The sequence below is a fragment of the Pseudoalteromonas sp. c7(2019) genome (assembly GCF_011378625.1).
In the GTDB taxonomy this organism is placed as follows: domain Bacteria; phylum Pseudomonadota; class Gammaproteobacteria; order Enterobacterales; family Alteromonadaceae; genus Pseudoalteromonas; species Pseudoalteromonas arctica.
In genome coordinates, this window is the sequence record NZ_WTKS01000014.1 from 41,411 (window position 1) to 63,785 (window position 22,375).

A 22,375-nucleotide genomic window follows, 5' to 3' on the forward strand; every position below is an offset into this window, starting at 1 on the left:
TTATTATTTTTATAGCGACTTCATTGTGCCTTTTGGCAATACTGCAGATACTGCAGATTTTTGTACTGTTACTTCTGCCTGCTCGTTTAAAGAGATAACGATGAAATCTTTCTCTTCAGAAATCTTCACAATTTTACCCACTAAACCGCCTTGGGTAAGTACTTCATCGCCTTTAGCCATCATACTCATTAAGCTTTTGTGCTCTTTAACGCGCTTAGCTTGCGGGCGGTAGATTAAAAAGTAAAAAACCAAACCGAAAATAGCTAACATTATTAGCATTTCCCAACCACCGCTTGCCGCAGGTTGACCAGCTGCTGCGTGTGCATTTGAAATAAATAAACTCATGATACTTCCTCTTTAATTTTAAAGTTTAATTTTTTATATCTACTAGCTCTGGCACGTCTTGGCCTCGGCGAGCATAAAAATCTTGTACAAATTCTTCTAATTTACCTTCGCTAATTGCATTACGTAAACCTTCCATAACACGTTGATAGTAACGTAAATTATGAATTGTGTTTAGTCGCGCACCTAAAATTTCGTTACATTTATCAAGGTGATGCAAATAAGCTCGTGAATAGTTTCCACACGTATGGCAATCACACTCAGGATCAAGTGGCCCTGTGTCTGTTTTATGTACTGCGTTACGTATTTTAACTACACCTGTGGTAATGAATAAATGGCCGTTACGCGCATTACGTGTTGGCATAACACAGTCAAACATATCAATACCACGGCGAACAGACTCAACTAAATCCTCTGGCTTGCCTACACCCATAAGGTAGCGTGGTTTGTCTTCTGGCATTTTAAACGCACAATGATCAAGAATATTCATCATTTCGTTTTTAGGCTCGCCTACTGATAGACCACCTAATGCATAGCCATCAAAGCCAATTTCTTCTAAGCCTGCTTGCGATTGTGCACGTAATTCTGGGTACATACCACCTTGAATAATACCAAACAAAGCAGATGGATTGTCGCCATGCCCTTCTTTTGAACGCTTAGCCCAACGAAGAGATAACTCCATAGAATCTTTAGCTTCTTTTTCAGTTGCTGGGTATGGCGTACACTCGTCAAAAATCATAACGATGTCTGAGCCTAAGTCGCGCTGTACTTCCATCGACTTTTCAGGCGACATCATAATTTCATCACCATTTACTGGAGATTGAAATAACACGCCTTCTTCAGTGATTTTACGCATTGCGCCTAAGCTAAATACTTGGAAACCGCCTGAGTCAGTTAAAATTGGGAAATCCCAATTCATAAAGTCGTGTAAATCACCATGTTGCTTAATGATTTCAGTACCTGGGCGAAGCATTAAATGAAAGGTATTACCTAAACATATTTGCGCACCAGTGGCTTTTACTTCATCTGGCGTCATACCTTTTACAGTACCGTAAGTACCAACAGGCATAAATGCAGGTGTTTCTATTACACCACGGTCAAAAATTAAGCGGCCGCGGCGCGCTTTTCCGTCAGTACAATCTAATTCAAATTTCATATCATCCTCAATGTCGGAAAAACAGTCCAACAAGCTATAATTTAACCGCTCGATTCTACCCTTTTTGCCTCATTAATACTATTAGCTGCGATAAATTCAATCTTGCTTATTACGCTAAACAAAAACCCCAGCAACGAAGCTGGGGTTTTTAATGTTTTTTACTGAGTATTAAATAACAAGCTGTTACTTGCGTGTTAAAAACATCGCATCACCGTAACTAAAAAAGCGGTATTTTTGTTCAATTGCGGTATTGTATGCGCCCATAATATTGTCTTGTCCGCTAAAAGCACTTACTAACATAATGAGTGTTGACTCAGGTAAGTGAAAATTAGTGACCATGGCATCAACAACATTAAATTGGTAACCCGGAAAAATAAATATATCGGTATCACCAAAATACGTATCTAACTTGCCGCCGTGAACTTTAGCTGCCGACTCTAATGAGCGTACTGAAGTTGTGCCAACCGCAATTACACGCCCGCCACTTGCTTTGGTTTGTGCAACGGCAGCAACTACATCATCGGGCACTTCTATGTACTCGGAATGCATTACATGCTCATCAACACTATCCACTCGTACTGGCTGAAAAGTACCGGCGCCAACGTGCAAAGTAACAAAAGCCATGTTTACACCTTTATCTTTTAGTGCCGTCATTAACTTATCGTCAAAATGTAAGCCCGCTGTTGGCGCAGCAACTGCACCTGGCTTTTCTCCATAAACAGTTTGGTAACGCTCGCGATCAGCTTCGGTATCAGGTCGGTCAATATAAGGAGGCAGTGGCATATGACCAATATCATTAAGTATATCTAGCACGTTTTGGCTATGATCAAACTCAAGCTCAAATAATGTATCGTGGCGTGCAACCATTATTGCTTTAGCTTTGCCTTCAAGAATAACTTCGTTACCAACCTTAAGCGACTTGCTCGCGCGTACGTGCGCAAGTACGCGATGTTCATCTAGCACTCGCTCTACAAGCACTTCAACTTTGCCGCCAGAGGCTTTTTGACCAAACATACGTGCTGGAATAACGCGTGTATTGTTAAAGACTAACAAATCGCCTTCGTTTACTAAATCAAGTATGTCGCTAAACACTTTATGTTCTAGAGTTCCGCTTGGGCCATCTAAAGTAAGTAAACGGCTGCTAGTTCTGTCCGCTTTAGGAAAACGAGCTATTAATTCATCAGGTAAGTCAAAGCTAAAGTCAGCCACGCGCATAATTAGTAATCCACATCATTTAAAATCGCGCCAAGTGTATATGTATCGGATATTAAGCTCAAGAAATCAGCCAAACTTATAATATCTTGTTTGCGTGTTTATCATTAAATTTTCTTGTTCTTATGGTTAAATGTCACTATTCTTGTTCGGCTGAATTATTATAAGTTACATTAGGGGTGTTCAACACGTGCCAAACCAGCTTAAATTGCTAATATTAAACGCAAGTAGTGCTGAACGCCGCGCGATTAAAGGCACTTTAGATAGCTTAAATGTATTTACCTTTATTGATGCGCAAGATAGCCAACAAGCTTTAAAGCTTTTAAAACAACACCCTGTTGATATTATAATAACGGGCATTAATGTTGGGAAAATTGACGGCTGGCGCTTTTCGAGGATGATCCGCTCAGGATTATTAAAAACACCGAAAAACACCCCAATTTTACTTATTCCGCCAATTTACTGTGAGCGTATTGCAGAAACAACAGCCCGAAGCTACGGGATAGATGCTGTACTGCCGTTTGAACATAAAGACATGCTCCCTCAAGTACTTGCGAATGTTTTATCTACTCACTTAGAAAAAAGTAGCCGGCTAAACTTATTATTATTAGAGCCACTTCAAAATACGGCCGACAAAATAAGTGAACAGTTAAAGTTAAACTTTGCTATTACTCACGTTACCTCAGCCAAAGCAGCACTAAACGCTTACAACCAACAGCAGTTTTCAATTGTGCTACTCGATGCCACTACATCAAGTGCAGAGAGCTCGAGTGTACTCGTTGAAGAAATCCTACAGCACAATTCTAAACAAGCTATTGTTACAATTATAGAAAGTGATGATGCTGATTACGCTGAGCAGCTTTTGCTGTCTGGTGTTACCGATTTTATTAGAGCCCCATACGACCCTTCATTTTTAAATAAAGTGTGTGACCATGCCGCACGACGTGAAGATTTTATGGTGAGTTATGCTGAGTTTGCTTACAAAGTAGAGCAGCTAAGCGTGAGCGAAGTGCGTTACAAAGAGTTATTTTCGGCTCATCAGCGTATTTTATTGCATTTGAATACGGTTGTTTTAGAGCTTGATCAGCAAGGACATATTCGTTTTATTAACCCTGCATGGGAGACATTAAGCGGTTTTGGTGTTAAATCATCACTACAAACCCCATTAAGCGCTTATTGTAATAACGAAGATAAAGGAAGACTAAATTATACTATTAATGACATTTTACATGGTGGCGAGCAACAGCAACAAATAGAAGTAAAGCTCACCCATAAAAATGGCAATTTAATCTGGGTCGAATGCAGATTACAGCTAATCAAAAATAGTCGTAATAACGCGACCATAACCGCCACTATCGACAACATACACGAACGTAAACAAGCAGAAATTCAACTACGTCATTTAGCACACCATGACCCATTAACTGGTTTACATAACCGTTATTACTTTGATCAACAGCTTAATAAAATATGCCAAGATAAATACACGTATGATGGCATAGAGCATGCTGTTATTTATATTGACCTCGATCACTTTAAAATAATAAACGACAGCAAAGGTCACCACCAAGGTGACATAGTATTAAAAGAAGTGGCGCAATTATTTAAAACAAATATTGGCGAAGACCATTTGGTGTGCCGAATAGGCGGCGATGAGTTTGCAGTCATACTTACCGATATGAATTTACTGGATGCACACCTTATTGCAGAAGGTGTGTGTAGTGCGATAGAAAAACATGCTTTTAAATCAGAAGATCAGATATACACTATTAGCTGCTCTATTGGTTTAACTCAAATCACGACACAAAATAACGACCCTAATGAGTGTTTAAAACAAGCCGATATTGCTTTGTATATTGCCAAAAATTTAGGGCGTAACTTAGTACATTGCTACTCAAAAGAGGACGCTCAAAACAATACGCTTCAAACTGGGCTTGAATGGGGTCACGAAATTCGACAAGCACTGCAGCAAGATAATATTGAACTGCATTACCAACCTATTTGGGATTTTAAAGAGTGTAAAGTTGCTTATTTTGAAGCGCTCTTACGCTTAAAACTCAAAGGTAAACTTGTGTACCCAAATCAATTTATTCCCTCTTTAGAGATGCTTAACGACACATTTTTGATGGATCAATGCGTTATACGTAATGCCGTTGCTTGTGTGTCTAAGCACCCAGAGTTAAACCAAGTTGCTATTAATTTGTCAGCACAATCATTCTTAGATGAACGCTTATTGCCATTAATTGAATCAAATCTTGAAAAGTATAACGTGCCCCCTTCGCGGATAATTTTTGAAATAACTGAATCAGCAAGTATTAACAACTTAAAAGCGACTCGTAAAATGATTGAGAAGCTTAATAGCTTAGGCTGTCATTTTTCTATTGACGATTTTGGAACTGGCTTTAGTACATTTAACTATTTAAAGCAGCTTCCAGCACAACATGTAAAAATTGATGGCTCATTTGTAAGCGACATGCTTAATGACCCTATAGACTTAGCGTTAGTAAAAGCAATAAATGATATTAGTCGGTCTCTCGATAAGCGCTCTGTAGCTGAGTACGTTGAAAACGAAGAGATATTTTTTGCACTAAAAGAGATAGGTGTTGATTATGGACAAGGCTACTTTATTGCACGCCCAGTACCTGTTGAAAAAGTAAAAGATGAGCTTGAAAAAATTTCAAAAAATAAAACGTTTTACCAACAACAAGCTAGCCCAAAATAAACAAAATTAAACAATTTGTTACTACCAATATTACCTTTCTTGCCTATACTTTCAGTATCAAATGAAAAATGTCGTGCATTTTAATGTATTTCACTTTAAAAACATGACATTACCTTTTGGCGACGTAGTACTGATATTTATAGTGGGTTTCAAAGCTATTTAAGCTTTTAAGGAGAAAGGTATGACACAGCTAGTTATGTTATTACTGATTATACATTTTGCAATCGCGTATCAGTGTTATCGTTACGCAAATATTAAAGGCTACCCAGTTAAGGTTTTTACTGTATTAGGTTGCGTGCCTTACTTTAACTTGGTGGTATGGATTTATTTACTATTTTTACCCGAACTTGAGCCTTTTGAAAGCCATTTTAAAAATCAAAAGCAGCCTTTATAGGCTGCTTTCATTCATTTACTATTCTTATTTAGAAAAATCTAAACTACATTGGCGCTTTAAAAATATCTCAAGCTGTTGACTAAATAACTTAAAGTCGCGGATCCGCCCCGTAGTTTTCCGCCACAATATGCCAATATCTCTATATGCATCGCTTTGTGATGTTGTTGCCACCATATTTTTATTATCTAAAATTCCGGCGTTAATCGCCATTTGTGGTAAAAAAGTCACCCCGAGCTGATGCTCAACCATACTCAATAATGTATGCAAGCTTGCTGCTTCAAATGGGTTAATACAACTAGCACGGTTTAAATGACATGCACTAAGCGCATGGCCTGTCATACAGTGCTCACGCTCGAGTAAGAATACGCTAGCCTCTGGTAATAGATTAAAGTCGACTACGCCCTTTGCAGCGCTGTAGTCCTTATGGTGCACTAAACTAAACTGATCTTTTGCCAATACTTGTGTATGAAATTTATCGGTTTCGTATGGCAGTGCAAGTAGCGCTAAATCAATATGCCCATGCTCAAGTTTATCCAGTAGCTTATCACTCGTATCTTCTATTAATACCAGCTCTAAATCACAAAAGGTTTCTTTACAAAAGTGATACAGAGGAGCCGCTATAAAGCTAGCAATTGTAGGTATAACACCCACCGTTAATTTACCACTCAGTGGTGTTAAAAAGCTTTTAGTGAGCTCTTTTAAACTAATTGTATCGTTAATTATTTTACGAGAGCGCTCAACAACCTCTTCACCAATACTGGTAAACATAAGGCTGCGATTTTCGCGTTCAATAAGCTGGCAACCCAACGTTTCTTCAAGATTTTGAATAGCACTGCTTAAAGTAGATTGCCCAATAAAACAGGCACTGGCAGCTCTGCCAAAGTGCTGATGTTGATGAACAGCTAATAAATACTGTAGCTGTTTGATACTTGGAAGATTGGTCATTTTTTCTTTCCACAAATAAAAAGACCCCAACACCTAGGGCATTGAGATCTTTTCAAGCTAAAAGTCTTTGAGTACTTTTTTGTTAAACCCCAAATGCGGTTCTTAGTACGTAGAAAATAACAATAGCAAGGGCAGCGCCAACTGGCAATGTAATTACCCAAGAAACTACAATGTTTCTGATAACACCCATGTTAAGTGCACCAATTCCACGTGCCATACCTACACCTAATACCGCACCTACTAAGGTTTGAGTAGTAGAGATTGGCATACCAGTACCTGATGCAATTACAACGGTAGAAGCAGCGGCTAGTTCAGCAGCAAAACCACGGCTAGGCGTTAAATGTGTAATGCCTTCACCAATCGTTTTAATTACTTTTTTGCCCAAAATAGCAAGACCCGCAACAATACCAAAACCACCTAGAGGTAGAATCCACCAAGCAATAGCCGCTTTTTTAGCAATTTCACCATTGTTTTCAACAATATTTACAACAGCAGCTAGTGGACCGATTGCATTAGCAACATCGTTAGAACCATGTGCAAAGGCCATACAACATGCTGTTAATACCATAAGAACAGCAAACACTTTTTCAACATTGTTGAATTGCATTTGTTTATCTGCTTTTGGATCGATATTTAAACGAGAAATAGCAATTTTACCAATTATAGCAACGACAACTGCTACAGCTATTGCTAAGGCGTACCCTTCGGCTGCACCTAAATCAACACCAACATGCTTTAAGCCTTTTTTAATTGTAACCAAGGCCATTATAAAACCTGCTAAACCCATATAAAGTGGTACATAGCGTTTAGCATTTTTTAGTGGTGCATCTGTATTAAAAATAAGTTTTTGTGCACTCATAAATATTAAGTATGCAATAAAGCCTGATATGGCGGGCGTTATAATCCAACTACCAACAATACCACCTACTTTATCCCATTGAATCGCCTCAGTACCAACAGCAACTAACGCAAAACCAATGATTGCACCAATGATTGAGTGAGTCGTTGATACTGGCCAACCCAAGAACGAGGCCATTAATAACCAAGCACCCGCTGCAAATAAAGATGAAATCATACCCAGAACCATAAGTTCAGGAATGTCTGCAAATGGTGCGGCATCGATAATTCCTTTACGAATTGTTGATGTAACCTCACCACCTGCTAAGTAAGCGCCTGCAAATTCAAAAATCATCGCTATAAAAATAGCTTGTTTGATTGTTAGCGCTTTTGAACCTACAGATGTGCCCATGGCGTTCGCTACGTCGTTCGCGCCAATACCATAAGCCATAAAAAAGCCGACTGCTGCGGCAATTAAAATTAATACCGTGCCGTAAGATGCAATGATATCCATTGTAAAACCTTAATCTTTCGTGTTTGAACTGATTTTAAATTAACGAGCTAACATCAGCTCAAGACGTGATCCTACGCGCTCTGCAATATCTGCAAGCTCGCCAACCCATTCAATGATTTTGTACAAAAACATAACATCAATTGGATTTAACTCACCCTCTACATCACGTAGCTGGCGGCGTACTTTTATCTGCATTTCGTCCGTGTCTTGTTCTATGGCATCCAATTCAACTAACATTTTTTCTACTAAGGTGACTTCTCGACCTTTAAAACCCGTTTCTAGCAATTCTTCTAATTCGTTAATTGCTTTAGATGCTTGTTTAGTCGCATCTACACAACGGGTTAAGTAAGCTAAGAAATCAGCTTGCATAACTTTTGGAATGGTCATTTCACGACCAATCACTCGCCCTGCAATATCTTTTGCTTTATTGGCAATTTTATCTTGTTGAGTTACTAGTTCGAGAAGATCTGTACGCTCTACCGGCATGAATAAACCACGCGGTAATTGTAAACGTATATCTCTTTTCATATCATCAGCTTCACGTTCTAAATTGCGAATAGTGATGCGAAGCTCTTCTGCTTGTACCCACTCTTCTTTAAATACGTGATTAAAAAAAGGTATCAAAGCTTTACTTGCTTGATGAACCTTCTTGATGTGTTCTTCCATTGGTTTGATAGGAGATTTTGCAAATACTCCTAAAAACGCGTTTGTAGGCATAACTGACCCTTTAATCAAATTGATATGCTTTGCAGCATGAATTTTACAGTATTAACCAAGATTGTGAACGCTTTTTATTACTTCACTAAAGCTTGCAATACACAAAGCGGCACTAAGCCGCTTTAATAGAAAAGCATGATGGGTAAAAAATCATAGTGATTTTTCTATATCTTCTTGAGATGTATGGCGAATATCTTTGCCATTAACAAAATAAATAATGTATTCAGCAATGTTCTGACAGCGATCACCAATACGCTCTAATGAGCGAACAGACCAGACTAAGTCCATGATTTTAGGTATTGAGCGTGGATCTTCCATCATGTAAGTCATTATTTGACGTGTGATGGCTTCATATTCGCGGTCAACTTTTGCATCTTCTTTATGTACTTGAAATGCACGTTGCACATCCATACGCGCAAATGCATCTAGTACGTCGTGTAGCATTTTTAAAACCTGGCGGCCCATGTTTTCAATATTTACTAATAAATCTTGCTGATCTTTGGTAAATGAGTCTAGTGCAACTTTAGCAATTCGCTCAGCTTCATCGCCAATACGTTCTAAATCAGCAATTGTTTTAGCAATTGCAATCACTAAACGCAGGTCACTTGCTGCAGGCTGACGACGAGCAATAATACGCGTACATTCTTCATCAATGCTTACTTCCATTGCATTCACTTTATAATCGTTCTGACGTACCTTTTGAGCAAGCTCTGCATCGTTACGACTCACCGCATCAAGCGCACTGTTTAACTGCTGCTCAACTAAGCCACCCATACTTAATACATGATTACGTACATTTTCTAGTTCTTGGTTAAAACGCCCAGAAATATGTTTATTAATATTATGTTCCATAGTTACCTTCTCTCTTAATCTTGCACAACACGCTACAACGGGCTAATTAACCGTAACGACCGGTAATATAATCTTCGGTCTTTTTCTTCGTTGGTGTAGTAAATAAGGTATTTGTGTCTGAGTACTCAATCAATTCGCCCATATACATAAAGGCTGTTTGATCAGATACACGTGCTGCTTGTTGCATGTTATGTGTAACAATAACAACGGTAAATTGGTTTTTTAAATCGTTTATTAGCTCTTCGATTACCAAAGTAGAAATAGGGTCAAGTGCTGATGTAGGTTCATCTAATAAAAGAACTTCTGGCTCAATTGCAATTGAGCGAGCAATCACTAAACGCTGTTGCTGACCACCCGATAAGCCAAACGCGCTATCGTGTAATCTATCTTTTACTTCATCCCATAAAGCAGCACCACGAAGTGATTGCTCTACCACTTCGTCTAACTTACGCTTCTCTTTAATGCCTTGTAAGCGTAGGCCATAAACCACATTTTCATAAATTGATTTAGGAAATGGGTTAGGACGCTGAAACACCATACCTACATTACGACGAAGTGCTGCTACATCTACGCTCTTATCGTAAATATTTTGACCGTGAAGTAATATTTCACCTTCAATACGACAAATATCAACCAAATCATTCATGCGGTTAATACAACGTAATAGAGTTGATTTACCACAGCCCGATGGTCCTATAAACGCAGTTACTTGGCCTTTTGGAATGTTCATATTTACTTTATTAAGCGCTTGCTTATCACCGTAGTAAAGATCGAGATCTTTAATCTCTAGCGCTTTTTGGTCATCCGTTAAATTTTCTAGGTCTAACTTCTGGCCTATATTAGCTTGGTTTACTTTTGGAGCGACTGTAATCATTTTTGTTACCTATAAAATCTTTACTAATTAGTGTTCAAGCGATCTGTACTTTTCACGTAAATGGTTACGTATACCAATGGCCGTTATGTTTAGGGTAATAATCACCGACACCAATAAAAAGGCCGTTGCGTATACCAGCGGGCGTGCCGCTTCAACATTAGGGCTTTGGAAGCCAACATCGTATATATGAAAGCCTAAGTGCATGAACTTTCTATCTAAGTGAAAATACGGGAAGTTGCCATCAAGTGGTAATGTAGGGGCCATTTTTACAACGCCTACTAGCATTAACGGTGCAACTTCACCTGCAGCACGTGCAACTGCCAGTATTAAACCTGTCATAATTGCAGGGCTTGCCATTGGAATAATTATGCGCCATAACGTTTCAACTTTTGTTGCGCCAAGCGCTAGTGAACCATCACGTACGGTACTTGGAATACGAGATAAACCTTCTTCAGTCGATACAATAACAACTGGCAGCGTTAGTATGGCGAGCGTTAATGCAGACCACATTACACCTGGCGTACCAAATACTGGCGTTGGCGACGATTCTGGATAAAATAATTGGTCTAAGCTACCACCTAACATGTATACAAAAAAGCCGAGGCCAAATACACCGTATACAATTGAAGGAACACCGGCCAAGTTAATCACTGCGATACGAATCATTTTAGTGATTGCATTTTTTGCGGCGTACTCGTGTAAGTAAATTGCAGCAACAACGCCAAACGGCGTCACAATTACAGCCATCAGCATAACCATAAATACAGTACCAAATATAGCAGGGAAAACACCGCCTTCTGTATTTGCTTCACGTGGATCATCGGATACAAACTTACCTAGTTGCACAAAGTAGTGGCCTAGCTTTGCAAAAAAGCCCATATCGTTTGGAAACCAAACATCAAGTACTTGATACATAGGAATTGTAACAACTTCACCGCGCATATCTTTTACAGTTACGTGGTCACGTTTAGCTTGTTTGCGTAGTGCAAATAAATCTTTTTCAAGTACACCATACTCTGCACGTAATTCAGCACGTGCTTGAGCAAGCTCAGCAACACGTTCATCAGTGAGAGCGTTATCAAGTAAGTAGCCTTTTTCTTTTAAACGTAAGCGTTCAAGTGCGTAGTTAATATGCCCAATGTCGCCATTTTGCAAATCAAGTGCTTCGTCATTTAAATCAACTGCACGCTCAACAAGCTCATGTAGCGCTTCTATTTTATCGCCATTAACCGGTTGACCGTCTTTAATAACGTTTTGCACATAACCATAAAAGTTACCGTTTTTACTACGCTCAAATACTGCAAGCGCAGCTGGTGCTGTTTTATTTGTTATGTCGGTTTCTAATATCCAACGAAAATCTAAATCTACATATTCGCGGTTACCTGTTTTAATAAGTAAGCGCTCTATTTCTTCTTTTTCAAACCCGCTAACATCAATACCTGTCGCGGCTAAACGCGTTTTTGGTACTAATTCACGGTCGTAAACTTCGCCAATAACGGTTTGCTTTGCAATCGACCCTTCAAGTTCAAACTGTACAACTTCTGAAGGCCAGAAAAAGCTTAACCCTTTCCAGGCTATCATTGCTAATAAGCCTAAAACTGAAATCAAACTGATGCTCACTGCACCACCGGTCATCCAAATCCAAGGAGAACCAGACTTAAACCACTGCTTTACCATGTCATGTCTCTCCGCTTACATTGAGCTGTATTTTTCACGCAGTTGCTGGCGAACAAACTCAGCGACTGTGTTAAAAATGAATGTGAATATGAATAATACAAAGGCCGCTAAGAACAATATTCTATAGTGCGAACTACCTACTTCTGACTCTGGCATTTCAACTGCAATATTTGCTGCAAGCGTACGCATACCTTGGAAAATGCTCCAATCCATAATCGGTGTATTACCGGTTGCCATAAGTACAATCATGGTTTCACCAACTGCTCGGCCAAGTCCCATCATTACCGCAGAGAAAATACCTGGGCTTGCTGTTAGTAATACAACACGTATTAGTGTTTGCCACTGCGTCGCACCTAATGCTAATGAGCCATTTGATAAATGCTTTGGAACACTAAATACCGCGTCTTCTGCAATTGAGAATATAGTAGGAATAACCGCAAAACCCATCGCAATACCTACAACAAGCGAGTTACGTTGATCGAATGTCATACCTAGCTCATTTGTTAAATACTGACGTACATTGCCGTCAAACATCCAAAGTTCAACAAATTCGCTCATAGCAAACGAAAACCAACCAATAAGTAAAACGACCGGAATAAGGATAATTGAATGAGAACCTTCAGGAATTCTATGGCGAATTTTTGTTGGCAATTTAGTCCAAGCTAAGCCCGTCGCTAACATACCTAGCGGTAATAGTACGAGTAACCCAACAATCGCAGGTAAGTGTTCTTCTATTAACGGTGCTAACCAAAGACCCGCTAAAAAACCCAAAATAACCGTTGGTAATGCTTCCATTATTTCTACGGTAGGCTTAACCACTTTACGTAATTTGCTCGACATAAAGTATGCCGTGTAAATAGCCGCCGAAAGCGCGATTGGTACAGCAAACAACATAGCGTAAAGTGCAGCTTTTAATGTACCAAACGAAATTGGCACTAATGAAAACTTAGACTCAAAGTCATCACTAGCTGATGTTGACTGCCATATATAACCTGGCTCTGGGTAACCTTCGTACCACACTTCTTGCCAAAGTGCTGACCAAGTAACTTCTGGATGCTCGTTGTGAATATCTAATACGGTTAGTTTGTTATCCGCTAAAATTAACGCAGCATTTGAACGTGGTGCAATTGCAAAGTTCTCTATTGCACCTTCACTTACTTTACCTTGCCAAAGTTTTGCTTCACTTGTTGTGTAATACACACCTAGCTCACCATTATTGCCGGTAGTAAAAAAAGTACGACGGTAAAACTCAGTAAATATATTTAGCTTACTTTGCTTAGTCGTTTCAAATGAGCGAATTTTTTGATATTCGCGGCCTGTGTCAGTGTTTACTTCAAACCACTGCGAAACCTCACCGTTATCATTCGCAAGCATTAATGAGTTTGCACCAGCCAACAACTGTGCAGATACAATATTTGCATTTTCTTCGTTAGCCGAAAGTAATTGAATTTGCTCTACATCACTTGGGTCTCGTGTATCGTATACATACACTTGATTAGCAGAACGCACAAAAGTACGTGTTGTATCTGGCGACATTAATAACTCGTCTACACGTCCTTCAACATCAAGTTCTGTACGCTCAACAACCCACTCAACTTCACCAGTAAACATATTCTCTTCAGCAACAAAACTGCTAAACAGTACACGTTTATCTTCGGTAAGTGCTACAACTGCTGTTTTGTCTTCATAGTGACTAAATGCAAAGCGTTTAATAGCCGCACCTTGCTCATCTACTTCTAAAGCCATTTCCCCAAGAGGAAAACCTAAGCGAGGTGTTAATTTACGTTCGTTGTTTGGAAAGGTAACTAAAAATTTAGGTGCAACAACCATTACGGTGCCATCTTTTAAACCAAACGCATAATGCCCTTGAAAAGGCGCGCTAGTTGCAAAGCTTGTTGCATCACTAGGTAACTCTGCATTAAGCATTTTGAGTTTTTTACCAAAACTACCTGACTCAACACTGTAAAAATCAACCTGCCCCTGCTCACTTAGTAAATAAGCTACTTCAGTTTGCTCTTCTACGCCTAAACCTACTATTTGCTGTGAATTAGCAACATGAAAGCTATCGCGCTTTTCTACTTTTGCTGATTCAAAAATTGGCTGTACTACATAAAGAAGGTAAAAGAATATTAATAGCAGCGCTACTAATACCATTATCCCACCTGCGGTTATGCCAAATTTGGCAAACCGATCTTTAAATAGACGGCTTCGATCCGTATTAAAAGTCGGCTTATTCGGATTTGAAGTCATCAAAACACCCTTAAATCTTAACGTTGCATAAATTATATTTCATCAAGATGACAGTATTGTTACAACGGTAACAATAAGCACTCTAAAACAGCTTTAAATAAAACTAACGAGGGAAAAGTCTAAATTAGCTTCAAATAGGTGATTTATAAGTGAACTAAATTATAAAATAATTGGACAAAGTATTTATCGAGGTCAATACTAAAAGAGTACTTAGTAAATAATAATGACTATTAATACTGCGTATAGTCAACACAACTATATCCATTTTTTTAACTTATAATCAAAGATTTATAAAAAAGTGCAACAACACACAATTTAAATTAGACAACATACTTAATGCCTATGCATTTACTTTCTTTGGGCTTAAAAAGAGAATTATTTATGAAGCAGTTGGTTATAACTATTTTAGGGAAAGATCGCCCTGGTTTAGTAGAGAGCATCTCATCAGTCGTATTACAGAATCATGGCAACTGGCTAAGCAGTAACTTAAGCCATTTATTAGGTCATTTTGCAGGTATTATTCAACTTGAAGTTGCTGAGGAGCATTTTCAATCATTACAAAGTGCTTTAAATAAGTTACCTAAGTTAGACGTTCGTATTGAAACCGGAAACACAGAGATTGAACCATCAACACTAGAGCAAATTAATCTAGTTATAACAGGTAACGACCGTCCTGGTATTGTTCAAGAACTGGCAAGTGTAATACGTCATAAAGGCGCTAATATTACTCACTTAAATTCAAGACAACAAAGTGCACCTAATTGGGGAGTGCCTATTTTTAGCGCTGTTGCTACCGTTACTTTGCCAAATGGTATGGATAAAGACGAAGTTATTGAAGCATTGGAATCAATTACAAGTGATTTAATTGTAGATACGGAAGAAGTTTAACCTCCATTTATGCGTGCCATACAACTGACACGCATACCATTTCAGTCCATCAAAATGCTCTGCAGATTATTTAACGCAGACATAAAATAAGCCGATGCAAGCATCAGCTATTTTAAATAATCACCTTAAAGCTAATAAGAGCGAGATAAACTCAGTAATCCCGCTCTTTTATAAAGCTACATATCCATATGACGATTAGTACTTTGCATCATTTGCTTTATACCTTGCTTTTCAAGCTCTAGTATTTGTTGAAGCTTTTCTTGCCCACTTTCGGTTTCGGCGCGTTCAAGTAAGTATTCATATAACTCAATCACTTTTTGATGTTGCTGTGCTAAATAGCCTTGAATGACTTCTTCATCGAATTGCTGATCTTTACTAATGTCTTCAAAAGTAATTAGCTCAGGATTTTTAGCAAAGTATTCATAACTGTACGTATCGAGCGTATTTATTTCGGTTATCGCTTTAAACCCGACTAAATCTTCGGCGAGTTTTTTTTCGTAATTTAGGTAGTAGTCCACCAGCATTGCATTATGTTCATCGAGTAAATCCTTTACGCTATAAAAATTAGCCGCCATTTGCGTATGAAACAAAACGGTCCAATCGTATACCTCTTTAATTGTTTTAACTTGCATGTGCATTCCTTACTTAGTTGACTGTATAGGTAATACACTGCGTAAAGCGTGCCAATTAAAAAGCTATTTAAAAACAGTTAGTTAATTTAAATATGAGTAATAACTAGCTATTTAATAGAACAACTTACAAATTATAGGTAATTTTTATAGAGCAATGCGTGAGTAGTAACCGCACTGCTCTATAGTCTTGTTGTTTTATATTATTTAAGTCCTTGTTTGCGCCACAGCAAGTAAACAGCAGGAATAACAAGTAAGGTGAGTACAATTGCACTGCCCATACCGCCAACCATAGGCGCTGCTATTCGGCTCATTACTTCGCTTCCGGTGCCTGTACCATAAAGTACAGGTAATAAACCGATAATAATTGTCGCGACAGTCATCATAACCGGGCGCACTCTAAGCCCTGCTCCTTCAATAATAGCTTGCTGTAATTGCACTAAACTAAGCGGTTTTCCGGCTTGCTCTGCTTCGAGGCACTTTTCTTGATAGGCTTGGTTTAAATACACCAACATAATGACTCCTATTTCTACCGCTACTCCAGCTAAGGCAATAAAGCCTACACCTACTGCAACTGAAAAGTTAAAGCCCTCTAAATACATTAGCCATACGCCACCAATCATTGCCAGTGGCAACGTAGCCATAATAATAGTGACCTCAGCAAAGCTTCTAAAATTAAGGTAAAGCAATACAATAATAATCGCTAATGTAAGTGGTAATACATAAGTCAATTTGTCTTTAGCGCGCTGCATGTATTCATATTGCCCAGCCCACGTAATTGAGTAGCCAGCAGGTAGTATTAGGTCTTTATTGAGCACTTGCTGAGCGTGCTCAACGTAAGTACCAATATCAACGCCATCTATATCAATAAAACTCCAACCGTTTAAACGTGCATTTTCGCTTTTTATACCAGGCGGTCCATCTTCAATAAATACATCGGCTACATCACCAAGTGCTATACGCTGCCCTGTAGGCGTTACAATAGGTAACAACATTAACTCTTCTGGCGAGTCTCTGTATGCTTGCGGATAACGTAAATTAACAGGGTAACGCTCTTGCCCTTCTACCGTTTGTGTTACGTTTGTACCACCTATTGCAGTAGATACAACTTGCTGTACGTCGCTAATGTTTAAGCTATAACGCGCGGCTTTTTCACGATTTATATCTACTTTTATATAACGTCCACCGGCTACTCGCTCTGAGTAAACCGATGCGGTGCCTTGCACATCTTTTAAAAGCACTTCTATTTGTTGACCAATTTTTTGAATTTCGCTCAACTTTGGTCCCGCAACTTTAATGCCCACGGGAGTTTTAATACCCGTTGCGAGCATATCAATACGTGTTTTAATTGGCATTACCCACGCATTCGTCAACCCTGGAAACTTAACTAAGCCGTCGAGTTCTTTTTTAAGTTTTTCAAGCGTCATACCCTCGCGCCATTCGTCTTTTGGTTTTAGCTGAATAAACGTCTCTATCATTGTAAGAGGCGCAGGATCTGTTGCAGTTTCTGCTCGCCCAACTTTACCAAATACCGTTTTAACTTCGGGTACTGTGGCAATTAACTTGTCGGTTTGCTGTAGTATTTCGCGCGCTTTACCTACCGATAAACCTGGATACGTTGTGGGCATATACATTAAGTCGCCCTCATCGAGTGGCGGAATAAATTCACTGCCTATTTTGTTTACCGGGTAAAAGCCAATAACAGAAACAACCACCGCGAGTACCAATGTCATTTTTGGAAATTTAAGCACCCAGTTAAGTAATGGCCGATACGCTGCAACAAGTAATCGGTTAACTGGATTTTTTTGCTCCGAAATAACTTTACCTCTAATAAAGTAACCCATCAATACCGGCACTAAGGTAATCGCAAGCCCAGCAGACGCTGCCATAGCATAGGTTTTAGTGTAAGCGAGTGGCGCAAACATACGTCCTTCTTGCGCTTCTAAAATAAATACCGGCATAAAGCTGACGGTAATAATTAATAAACTAAAAAATAATGCAGGACCCACTTCACTCGCCGATTTAGCCACAACTTCCCAACGGTTTTCCTTGGTAAGGGGCGTTTTTTCCATATGCTTATGCATATTTTCAATCATGACGATAGCGCCGTCGGTCATTGCGCCTATCGCTATTGCAATTCCTCCTAAAGACATAATGTTGGCGTTAATCCCCTGCCAATACATAATTATAAATGCCGTTAAAATCCCAAGCGGTAACGTAATAATCGCCACCAGCGATGAGCGCACATGAAACAAAAACACCACACACACTAAGGCAACTACAATAAGCTCTTCAATTAGCTTACTTGTTAGATTATCTACCGCGTTATTTATTAAGTTAGAGCGATCGTACACAGGGACTATTTCAACGCCCTCTGGTAATCCCTTTTTAAGCGATTCTAGTTTTTCTTTTACGAGCTCAATGGTTTTTTGTGCATTTTCGCCATAGCGCATAATAACAATGCCGCCGGTTACTTCGCCTTCGCCATTTAGCTCTGCAATACCACGGCGCATTTGCGGTCCGACCCGAATATCAGCTACATCACGTAATTGCAGCGCAGTACCGTTGGCGTTTACACCAAGCGGAATAGCTTCCAAGTCGGCAACACTCTTAATGTAGCCGGTGCTTGTTACCATGTATTCAGCTTCAGCCATTTCAACTACCGAGGCGCCCATCTCTTGGTTGCCTTGTTGAATAGCTGTTTGAATAAGGCTTAGCGGAATACCATATGCCCGTAATTTATCGGGCTCTACATTGACTTGGTATTGCTTAACCATGCCACCAACAGCAGCCACTTCAGATACACCGGGCACAGTTTGTAGCTCAAACTTTAAAAACCAATCTTGTAAGCTTCGTAGCTGACTAATATCGTGTTTATTTGTTTTATCAACTAGTGCGTATAAGTAAATCCAACCTACGCCTGTTGCATCAGGGCCAAGCTCTGGCGTAGCGCTATCGGGTAATCTACTCGCTACTTGGCTTAGGTATTCTTGTACTCGGCTACGCGCCCAATACAAATCGGTTTTTTCGTCAAAAATAACGTAAACGTACGAGTCTCCAAAAAACGAAAACCCCCTTACAGTTTGCGCACCCGGCACAGAAAGCATTGCTGTGGTGAGCGGAAATGTAACTTGGTCTTGCACTACTTGCGGCGCTTGCCCCGGATAAGTGGTTTTTATAATGACCTGAACATCAGATAAGTCAGGCAAGGCATCCACGGGAGTATTTTTTACCGCAAACAATCCTCCACCCAGTAAAATTAATGTAAGCAACAACACAAAAAAGCGATTGCTAACAGACCAGCGAATAATGGCAGTTATCATAATGGCTCCTAGTGAGAACTGTGTTGCATAGGTTGCATAGTAGAATGATCAATCGGCTCTGCGTTTTGCGCTTTAGTAATTACAAATTCATCGTTAATAATGCTAAAAGTAAAATTAATATACTGGGCATTTTCAAACTGACTAATATCAATATCTGGCGCTAATACAAAGTCCATTGTGGCGGGTTCTCGATTCCATTTTTCAATGGCTTCTCGGCTAATATTAATAATGCGATTTTGTGTATCTATGGCGTTAATAGTACCGTTAACAGTCGCATTTTGTGGCTGCATATCCATGTTCATATTTGAGTCTGAACCAGAATCCGAACTCATACCTGAGTTAATACTAGAACTAGGCATTTCCATTCGTTTAAAGTCGGAGCTTTTACTCGATTCAGAGTCTATTAAAAATTGCGCTGAAGTCACTACCGTGTCACCTGTCATTACACCTGACAAAATGACCGCTTCATTACTATTAATTTGCCCAACTTCAACTTCTACCGATTTAAAACGACCCTCACCTAATGCAATAACCACGCGGTTTTGATGCTGCGTGCGGATTACCGCTTCTTTAGGGACTGTAAATTGCGCCTTACTCGCTTTAGCGTGAATGCTCACTTGTGCAAACATATTTGGTTTTAACCGATGATCTGCATTTTCAAACCTAAGCCTTACACGCAGAGTCCGGTTTTTAGCATCAAGCGCGGGGTAAATGTAATCAACCTTACCTTCCCACTTTTGACCTTTTAAGTAATCAAGCGTCATTGTAACGGGCAACCCAACACTCACTTGTTCTGATTGGCGCTCGAACACTTCCGCCTCTACCCAAATTTCATCAAGCTGGGCAATACTCATCATTGATGTGCCTGGTTTAACGTAAAAGCCCTCTCGTACTGTTAGCTCATCTACCACACCACTTTGCTTTGCGTAAAAAGTAATATTTTGCATTATCTTTTTATTTTTTTGTAAGCGCTCGATAAATCCATCAGACACATTTAAAGACTCTAAACGCGCCTTTGCAGCGCGAATTAACACGGTATTATTACGATTAACCGCCAATAAAAGCTCTTCCTGTGCGTTCACCAATTGTGGTGAATACAATGTATATAAAGGCTCACCGGCTTTAACTTCTGCGCCTTGTGCTTTAACGTATAAACTTTCAATCCAGCCTTCTACACGCGGATGAATGTGAATAAGTTGGTCTTGGTTATATTGCACATAACCCACAGTATTTATATCTCTGTGAAGTGTTTTAAGCTGCACTTTGGCAGTTCTTACACCAAAGTTATTAACGACTGCAGGCGAAATAGTTACAGCACCTGGTCCATCCTGAGCCTTGCTAGCGTTTTCATACACAGGTACTAAATCCATTCCCATTGGCGAAAGCCCTGGCGCGTCACGCCTGTAATTACTATCCATAGGGGCTACCCAATATAAGGGCTGTTTTTCAGCGCTTTGCTGTTCATTCATTGCCGAGTTGCTAGGTAAAAACTGCATTACTAAGCCGCCTATTAACCCAAAGGCGCCTGCGCCAACTAAGGCGGCAACAAGTAACTTTAAATTAGTATTCATTGTGTAATTCTCCAGTTTGCTCGCTCATTACTTGGGTGTCTAAGCTACTTGCATAATAATTAAGGCGGGCGGTAATAATATGTTGATCTACTTGAATATTCAGTGCATCAATTTTGGCGTTAAGTTCACCAATGCGCGCGCGCATCACGTCAGAAAAATCCCCGTCGTCGCGTGTATAAGCATTTAGTGTTGCCTGAGATTGCTCTGACATTTGCGGTAATAACGTATTTTGATAAAGCGCATCGCGTTTTTGCAAACGAGCGAGTTGGCTAAACTCCTTAAAGTACATGCCTTTGAGTTTTTGAAGCGCCACCAGCTTTTGTGTTTTAATAGCTTCTGCACTAGCAATAGCCGATTTAACCTGTTGATCTTGTCTGTTATCAGTAAACAATGGCAAATCAATACTAAACCCTACAGAGAGTAAATCAGCTCGCGACTCACCCATCGGGGTATCATCTCGGTAACCATAACCCACATTAACGCCCATTTGAGGTTTGTAGCTTTGCTTAGCGAGCGCAACTTCGGTTTGCTTTGCCGTTACGGTTTTATCTATCGCAATAATTGCGGGATGCGCCATAAGCAACTGTATTAGCTCATCAAATTCAAGGCTCGCAAAATCAACCAGCCCTGTGGTTTTAGTAAACTCAGTATTTAAAGGCTGCATAAGCATATTCATAGGTAACCACTGTGCTAAACGGTTTTTAGCACTTTCAAATTGCTGCTCAAGCATAACCAGCTTATCTTCAAGACGGGTGAGTTCTAATTGCGCACGAATAATATCTTGCTGACGTGTTTTACCTAAGGTGCTTGCGTAGCTTGCTTCGGTAATGTCAATAAGTTGAGTAAATAGCCCTTTATCTAGCTCAATTAAAGCAATACTTCGCTGAGCACGATACGCGTTTAACCACGACTCAATCACAATTGCTTTTACTTGTGCTAAGCGATCGGCGCGCTGCCAAGGGTATTGTTGAGCAGACTGTGCTAATGCTTTTTGTCTAAGCGCTAAACTATTCCCTCGGCTAAACTTTTGGCTCAAATCAACTTTAAGCTGCGTCATCCCTTCTTGATCAAACGCATAACCGTTAGTAGGTAAGTTGAGTAAGCCAACCGTTAAAACAGGATCGGGTAAGGTGCCAGCGGCAATGCTTTGCGCTATTGCTGCATCTTCTTGGTAGCCACTCGCTTTTAGCCATGGCTCATGCGTTAGCGCATAATTAAGCGCTTGCGTTAAGCTAAGCGTTTGCTCATTACTAGTTTGCTTTAGTGTTTCGGTATTTAGGTTATTTTGATTGTTTTGCGCATTAACAGCTGTGCTAAATAACACAACACTACATAATACGACTTTAATACTTACAGCGTGGTTCATCACCTGCTCCATCTAAAAATAAAAGAAAATCTTAAATTAGGAAGCAAAAAAGGTGTTTAGGAGTTTTACAAAAACCTTTTATATCAATTGCATTGAATTAATGATC

17 protein-coding genes are annotated in these 22,375 nt (G+C 39.6%); 3 read left to right on the forward strand and 14 right to left on the reverse strand.

Annotated features, from left to right (window positions below; translation table 11 throughout):
• Nucleotides 1-9 precede the first annotated feature (9 nt).
• The 3 genes from yajC to queA all read right to left on the reverse strand — a co-directional run bounded on the left by yajC (nucleotide 10) and on the right by queA (nucleotide 2,713).
• The gene (gene yajC, locus GQR38_RS15185; protein WP_007586472.1) at nucleotides 10-345 is read right to left on the reverse strand and encodes a preprotein translocase subunit YajC; all 336 of its coding nucleotides are present in this window, start codon (nucleotides 343-345) and stop codon (nucleotides 10-12) included.
• 25 nt (nucleotides 346-370) lie between these two features.
• On the reverse strand, nucleotides 371-1,498 hold the full coding sequence (gene tgt, locus GQR38_RS15190; RefSeq protein WP_007586471.1) for a tRNA guanosine(34) transglycosylase Tgt: 1,128 nt from the start codon (nucleotides 1,496-1,498) through the stop codon (nucleotides 371-373).
• 183 nt (nucleotides 1,499-1,681) lie between these two features.
• Nucleotides 1,682-2,713 (reverse strand): tRNA preQ1(34) S-adenosylmethionine ribosyltransferase-isomerase QueA, encoded by a 1,032-nt coding sequence (gene queA / locus GQR38_RS15195; RefSeq protein WP_010554380.1) that lies wholly within the window; start codon nucleotides 2,711-2,713, stop codon nucleotides 1,682-1,684.
• A gap of 187 nt (nucleotides 2,714-2,900) precedes the next feature.
• Here queA and GQR38_RS15200 point away from each other — a divergent pair, with 187 nt between their 5' ends.
• Both GQR38_RS15200 and GQR38_RS15205 read left to right on the forward strand, forming a co-directional pair.
• Nucleotides 2,901-5,432 (forward strand): GGDEF domain-containing protein, encoded by a 2,532-nt coding sequence (locus tag GQR38_RS15200; RefSeq protein WP_165722424.1) that lies wholly within the window; start codon nucleotides 2,901-2,903, stop codon nucleotides 5,430-5,432.
• 181 nt (nucleotides 5,433-5,613) lie between these two features.
• Complete coding sequence (locus GQR38_RS15205) at nucleotides 5,614-5,826, forward strand: hypothetical protein (RefSeq protein WP_121953757.1); 213 nt, start codon at nucleotides 5,614-5,616, stop codon at nucleotides 5,824-5,826.
• 24 nt (nucleotides 5,827-5,850) lie between these two features.
• On the opposite strand, the gene GQR38_RS15210 is transcribed toward GQR38_RS15205, so the two are convergent.
• From GQR38_RS15210 to GQR38_RS15240, 7 genes are all read right to left on the reverse strand, one after another.
• Entirely contained in the window at nucleotides 5,851-6,771 is a 921-nt protein-coding gene (locus GQR38_RS15210) for a hydrogen peroxide-inducible genes activator (RefSeq protein ID WP_165722422.1), read from the reverse strand.
• 82 nt (nucleotides 6,772-6,853) lie between these two features.
• On the reverse strand, nucleotides 6,854-8,122 hold the full coding sequence (locus GQR38_RS15215) for an inorganic phosphate transporter (protein WP_007586466.1): 1,269 nt from the start codon (nucleotides 8,120-8,122) through the stop codon (nucleotides 6,854-6,856).
• A 39-nt stretch (nucleotides 8,123-8,161) separates the two neighbouring features.
• Entirely contained in the window at nucleotides 8,162-8,839 is a 678-nt protein-coding gene (locus tag GQR38_RS15220) for a TIGR00153 family protein (protein WP_002957838.1), read from the reverse strand.
• A gap of 150 nt (nucleotides 8,840-8,989) precedes the next feature.
• Entirely contained in the window at nucleotides 8,990-9,691 is a 702-nt protein-coding gene (gene phoU, locus GQR38_RS15225; protein ID WP_007586465.1) for a phosphate signaling complex protein PhoU, read from the reverse strand.
• Between the two features lie 46 nt (nucleotides 9,692-9,737).
• On the reverse strand, nucleotides 9,738-10,565 hold the full coding sequence (gene pstB, locus GQR38_RS15230; protein ID WP_007586464.1) for a phosphate ABC transporter ATP-binding protein PstB: 828 nt from the start codon (nucleotides 10,563-10,565) through the stop codon (nucleotides 9,738-9,740).
• A gap of 27 nt (nucleotides 10,566-10,592) precedes the next feature.
• Nucleotides 10,593-12,242 carry a phosphate ABC transporter permease PstA gene (gene pstA / locus GQR38_RS15235; RefSeq protein WP_007586463.1) on the reverse strand — a complete coding sequence of 550 codons (1,650 nt, stop codon included), beginning with the start codon at nucleotides 12,240-12,242 and terminating at the stop codon, nucleotides 10,593-10,595.
• Nucleotides 12,243-12,257: 15 nt separating this feature from the next.
• Nucleotides 12,258-14,492 (reverse strand): ABC transporter permease subunit, encoded by a 2,235-nt coding sequence (locus tag GQR38_RS15240; protein WP_165722420.1) that lies wholly within the window; start codon nucleotides 14,490-14,492, stop codon nucleotides 12,258-12,260.
• Nucleotides 14,493-14,873: 381 nt separating this feature from the next.
• On the opposite strand from GQR38_RS15240, the gene GQR38_RS15245 reads away from it, so the two are divergent.
• Nucleotides 14,874-15,380, forward strand: coding sequence for an ACT domain-containing protein (locus tag GQR38_RS15245; RefSeq protein WP_007586460.1), 507 nt, complete (start codon nucleotides 14,874-14,876; stop codon nucleotides 15,378-15,380).
• A gap of 176 nt (nucleotides 15,381-15,556) precedes the next feature.
• Here GQR38_RS15245 and GQR38_RS15250 read toward each other — a convergent pair whose 3' ends face one another.
• From GQR38_RS15250 to GQR38_RS15265, 4 genes are all read right to left on the reverse strand, one after another.
• On the reverse strand, nucleotides 15,557-16,012 hold the full coding sequence (locus GQR38_RS15250; protein WP_007586459.1) for a hypothetical protein: 456 nt from the start codon (nucleotides 16,010-16,012) through the stop codon (nucleotides 15,557-15,559).
• A gap of 200 nt (nucleotides 16,013-16,212) precedes the next feature.
• Nucleotides 16,213-19,332 carry an efflux RND transporter permease subunit gene (locus GQR38_RS15255; protein ID WP_165722418.1) on the reverse strand — a complete coding sequence of 1,040 codons (3,120 nt, stop codon included), beginning with the start codon at nucleotides 19,330-19,332 and terminating at the stop codon, nucleotides 16,213-16,215.
• Nucleotides 19,333-19,340: 8 nt separating this feature from the next.
• Complete coding sequence (locus GQR38_RS15260; protein WP_165722416.1) at nucleotides 19,341-20,903, reverse strand: efflux RND transporter periplasmic adaptor subunit; 1,563 nt, start codon at nucleotides 20,901-20,903, stop codon at nucleotides 19,341-19,343.
• Nucleotides 20,893-22,269: a TolC family protein gene (locus GQR38_RS15265; protein ID WP_165722414.1), complete on the reverse strand. Its 1,377-nt coding sequence runs from the start codon at nucleotides 22,267-22,269 to the stop codon at nucleotides 20,893-20,895. Before GQR38_RS15265 ends, GQR38_RS15260 begins: the two co-directional genes overlap by 11 nt.
• Between the last annotated feature and the right edge of the window lie 106 nt (nucleotides 22,270-22,375).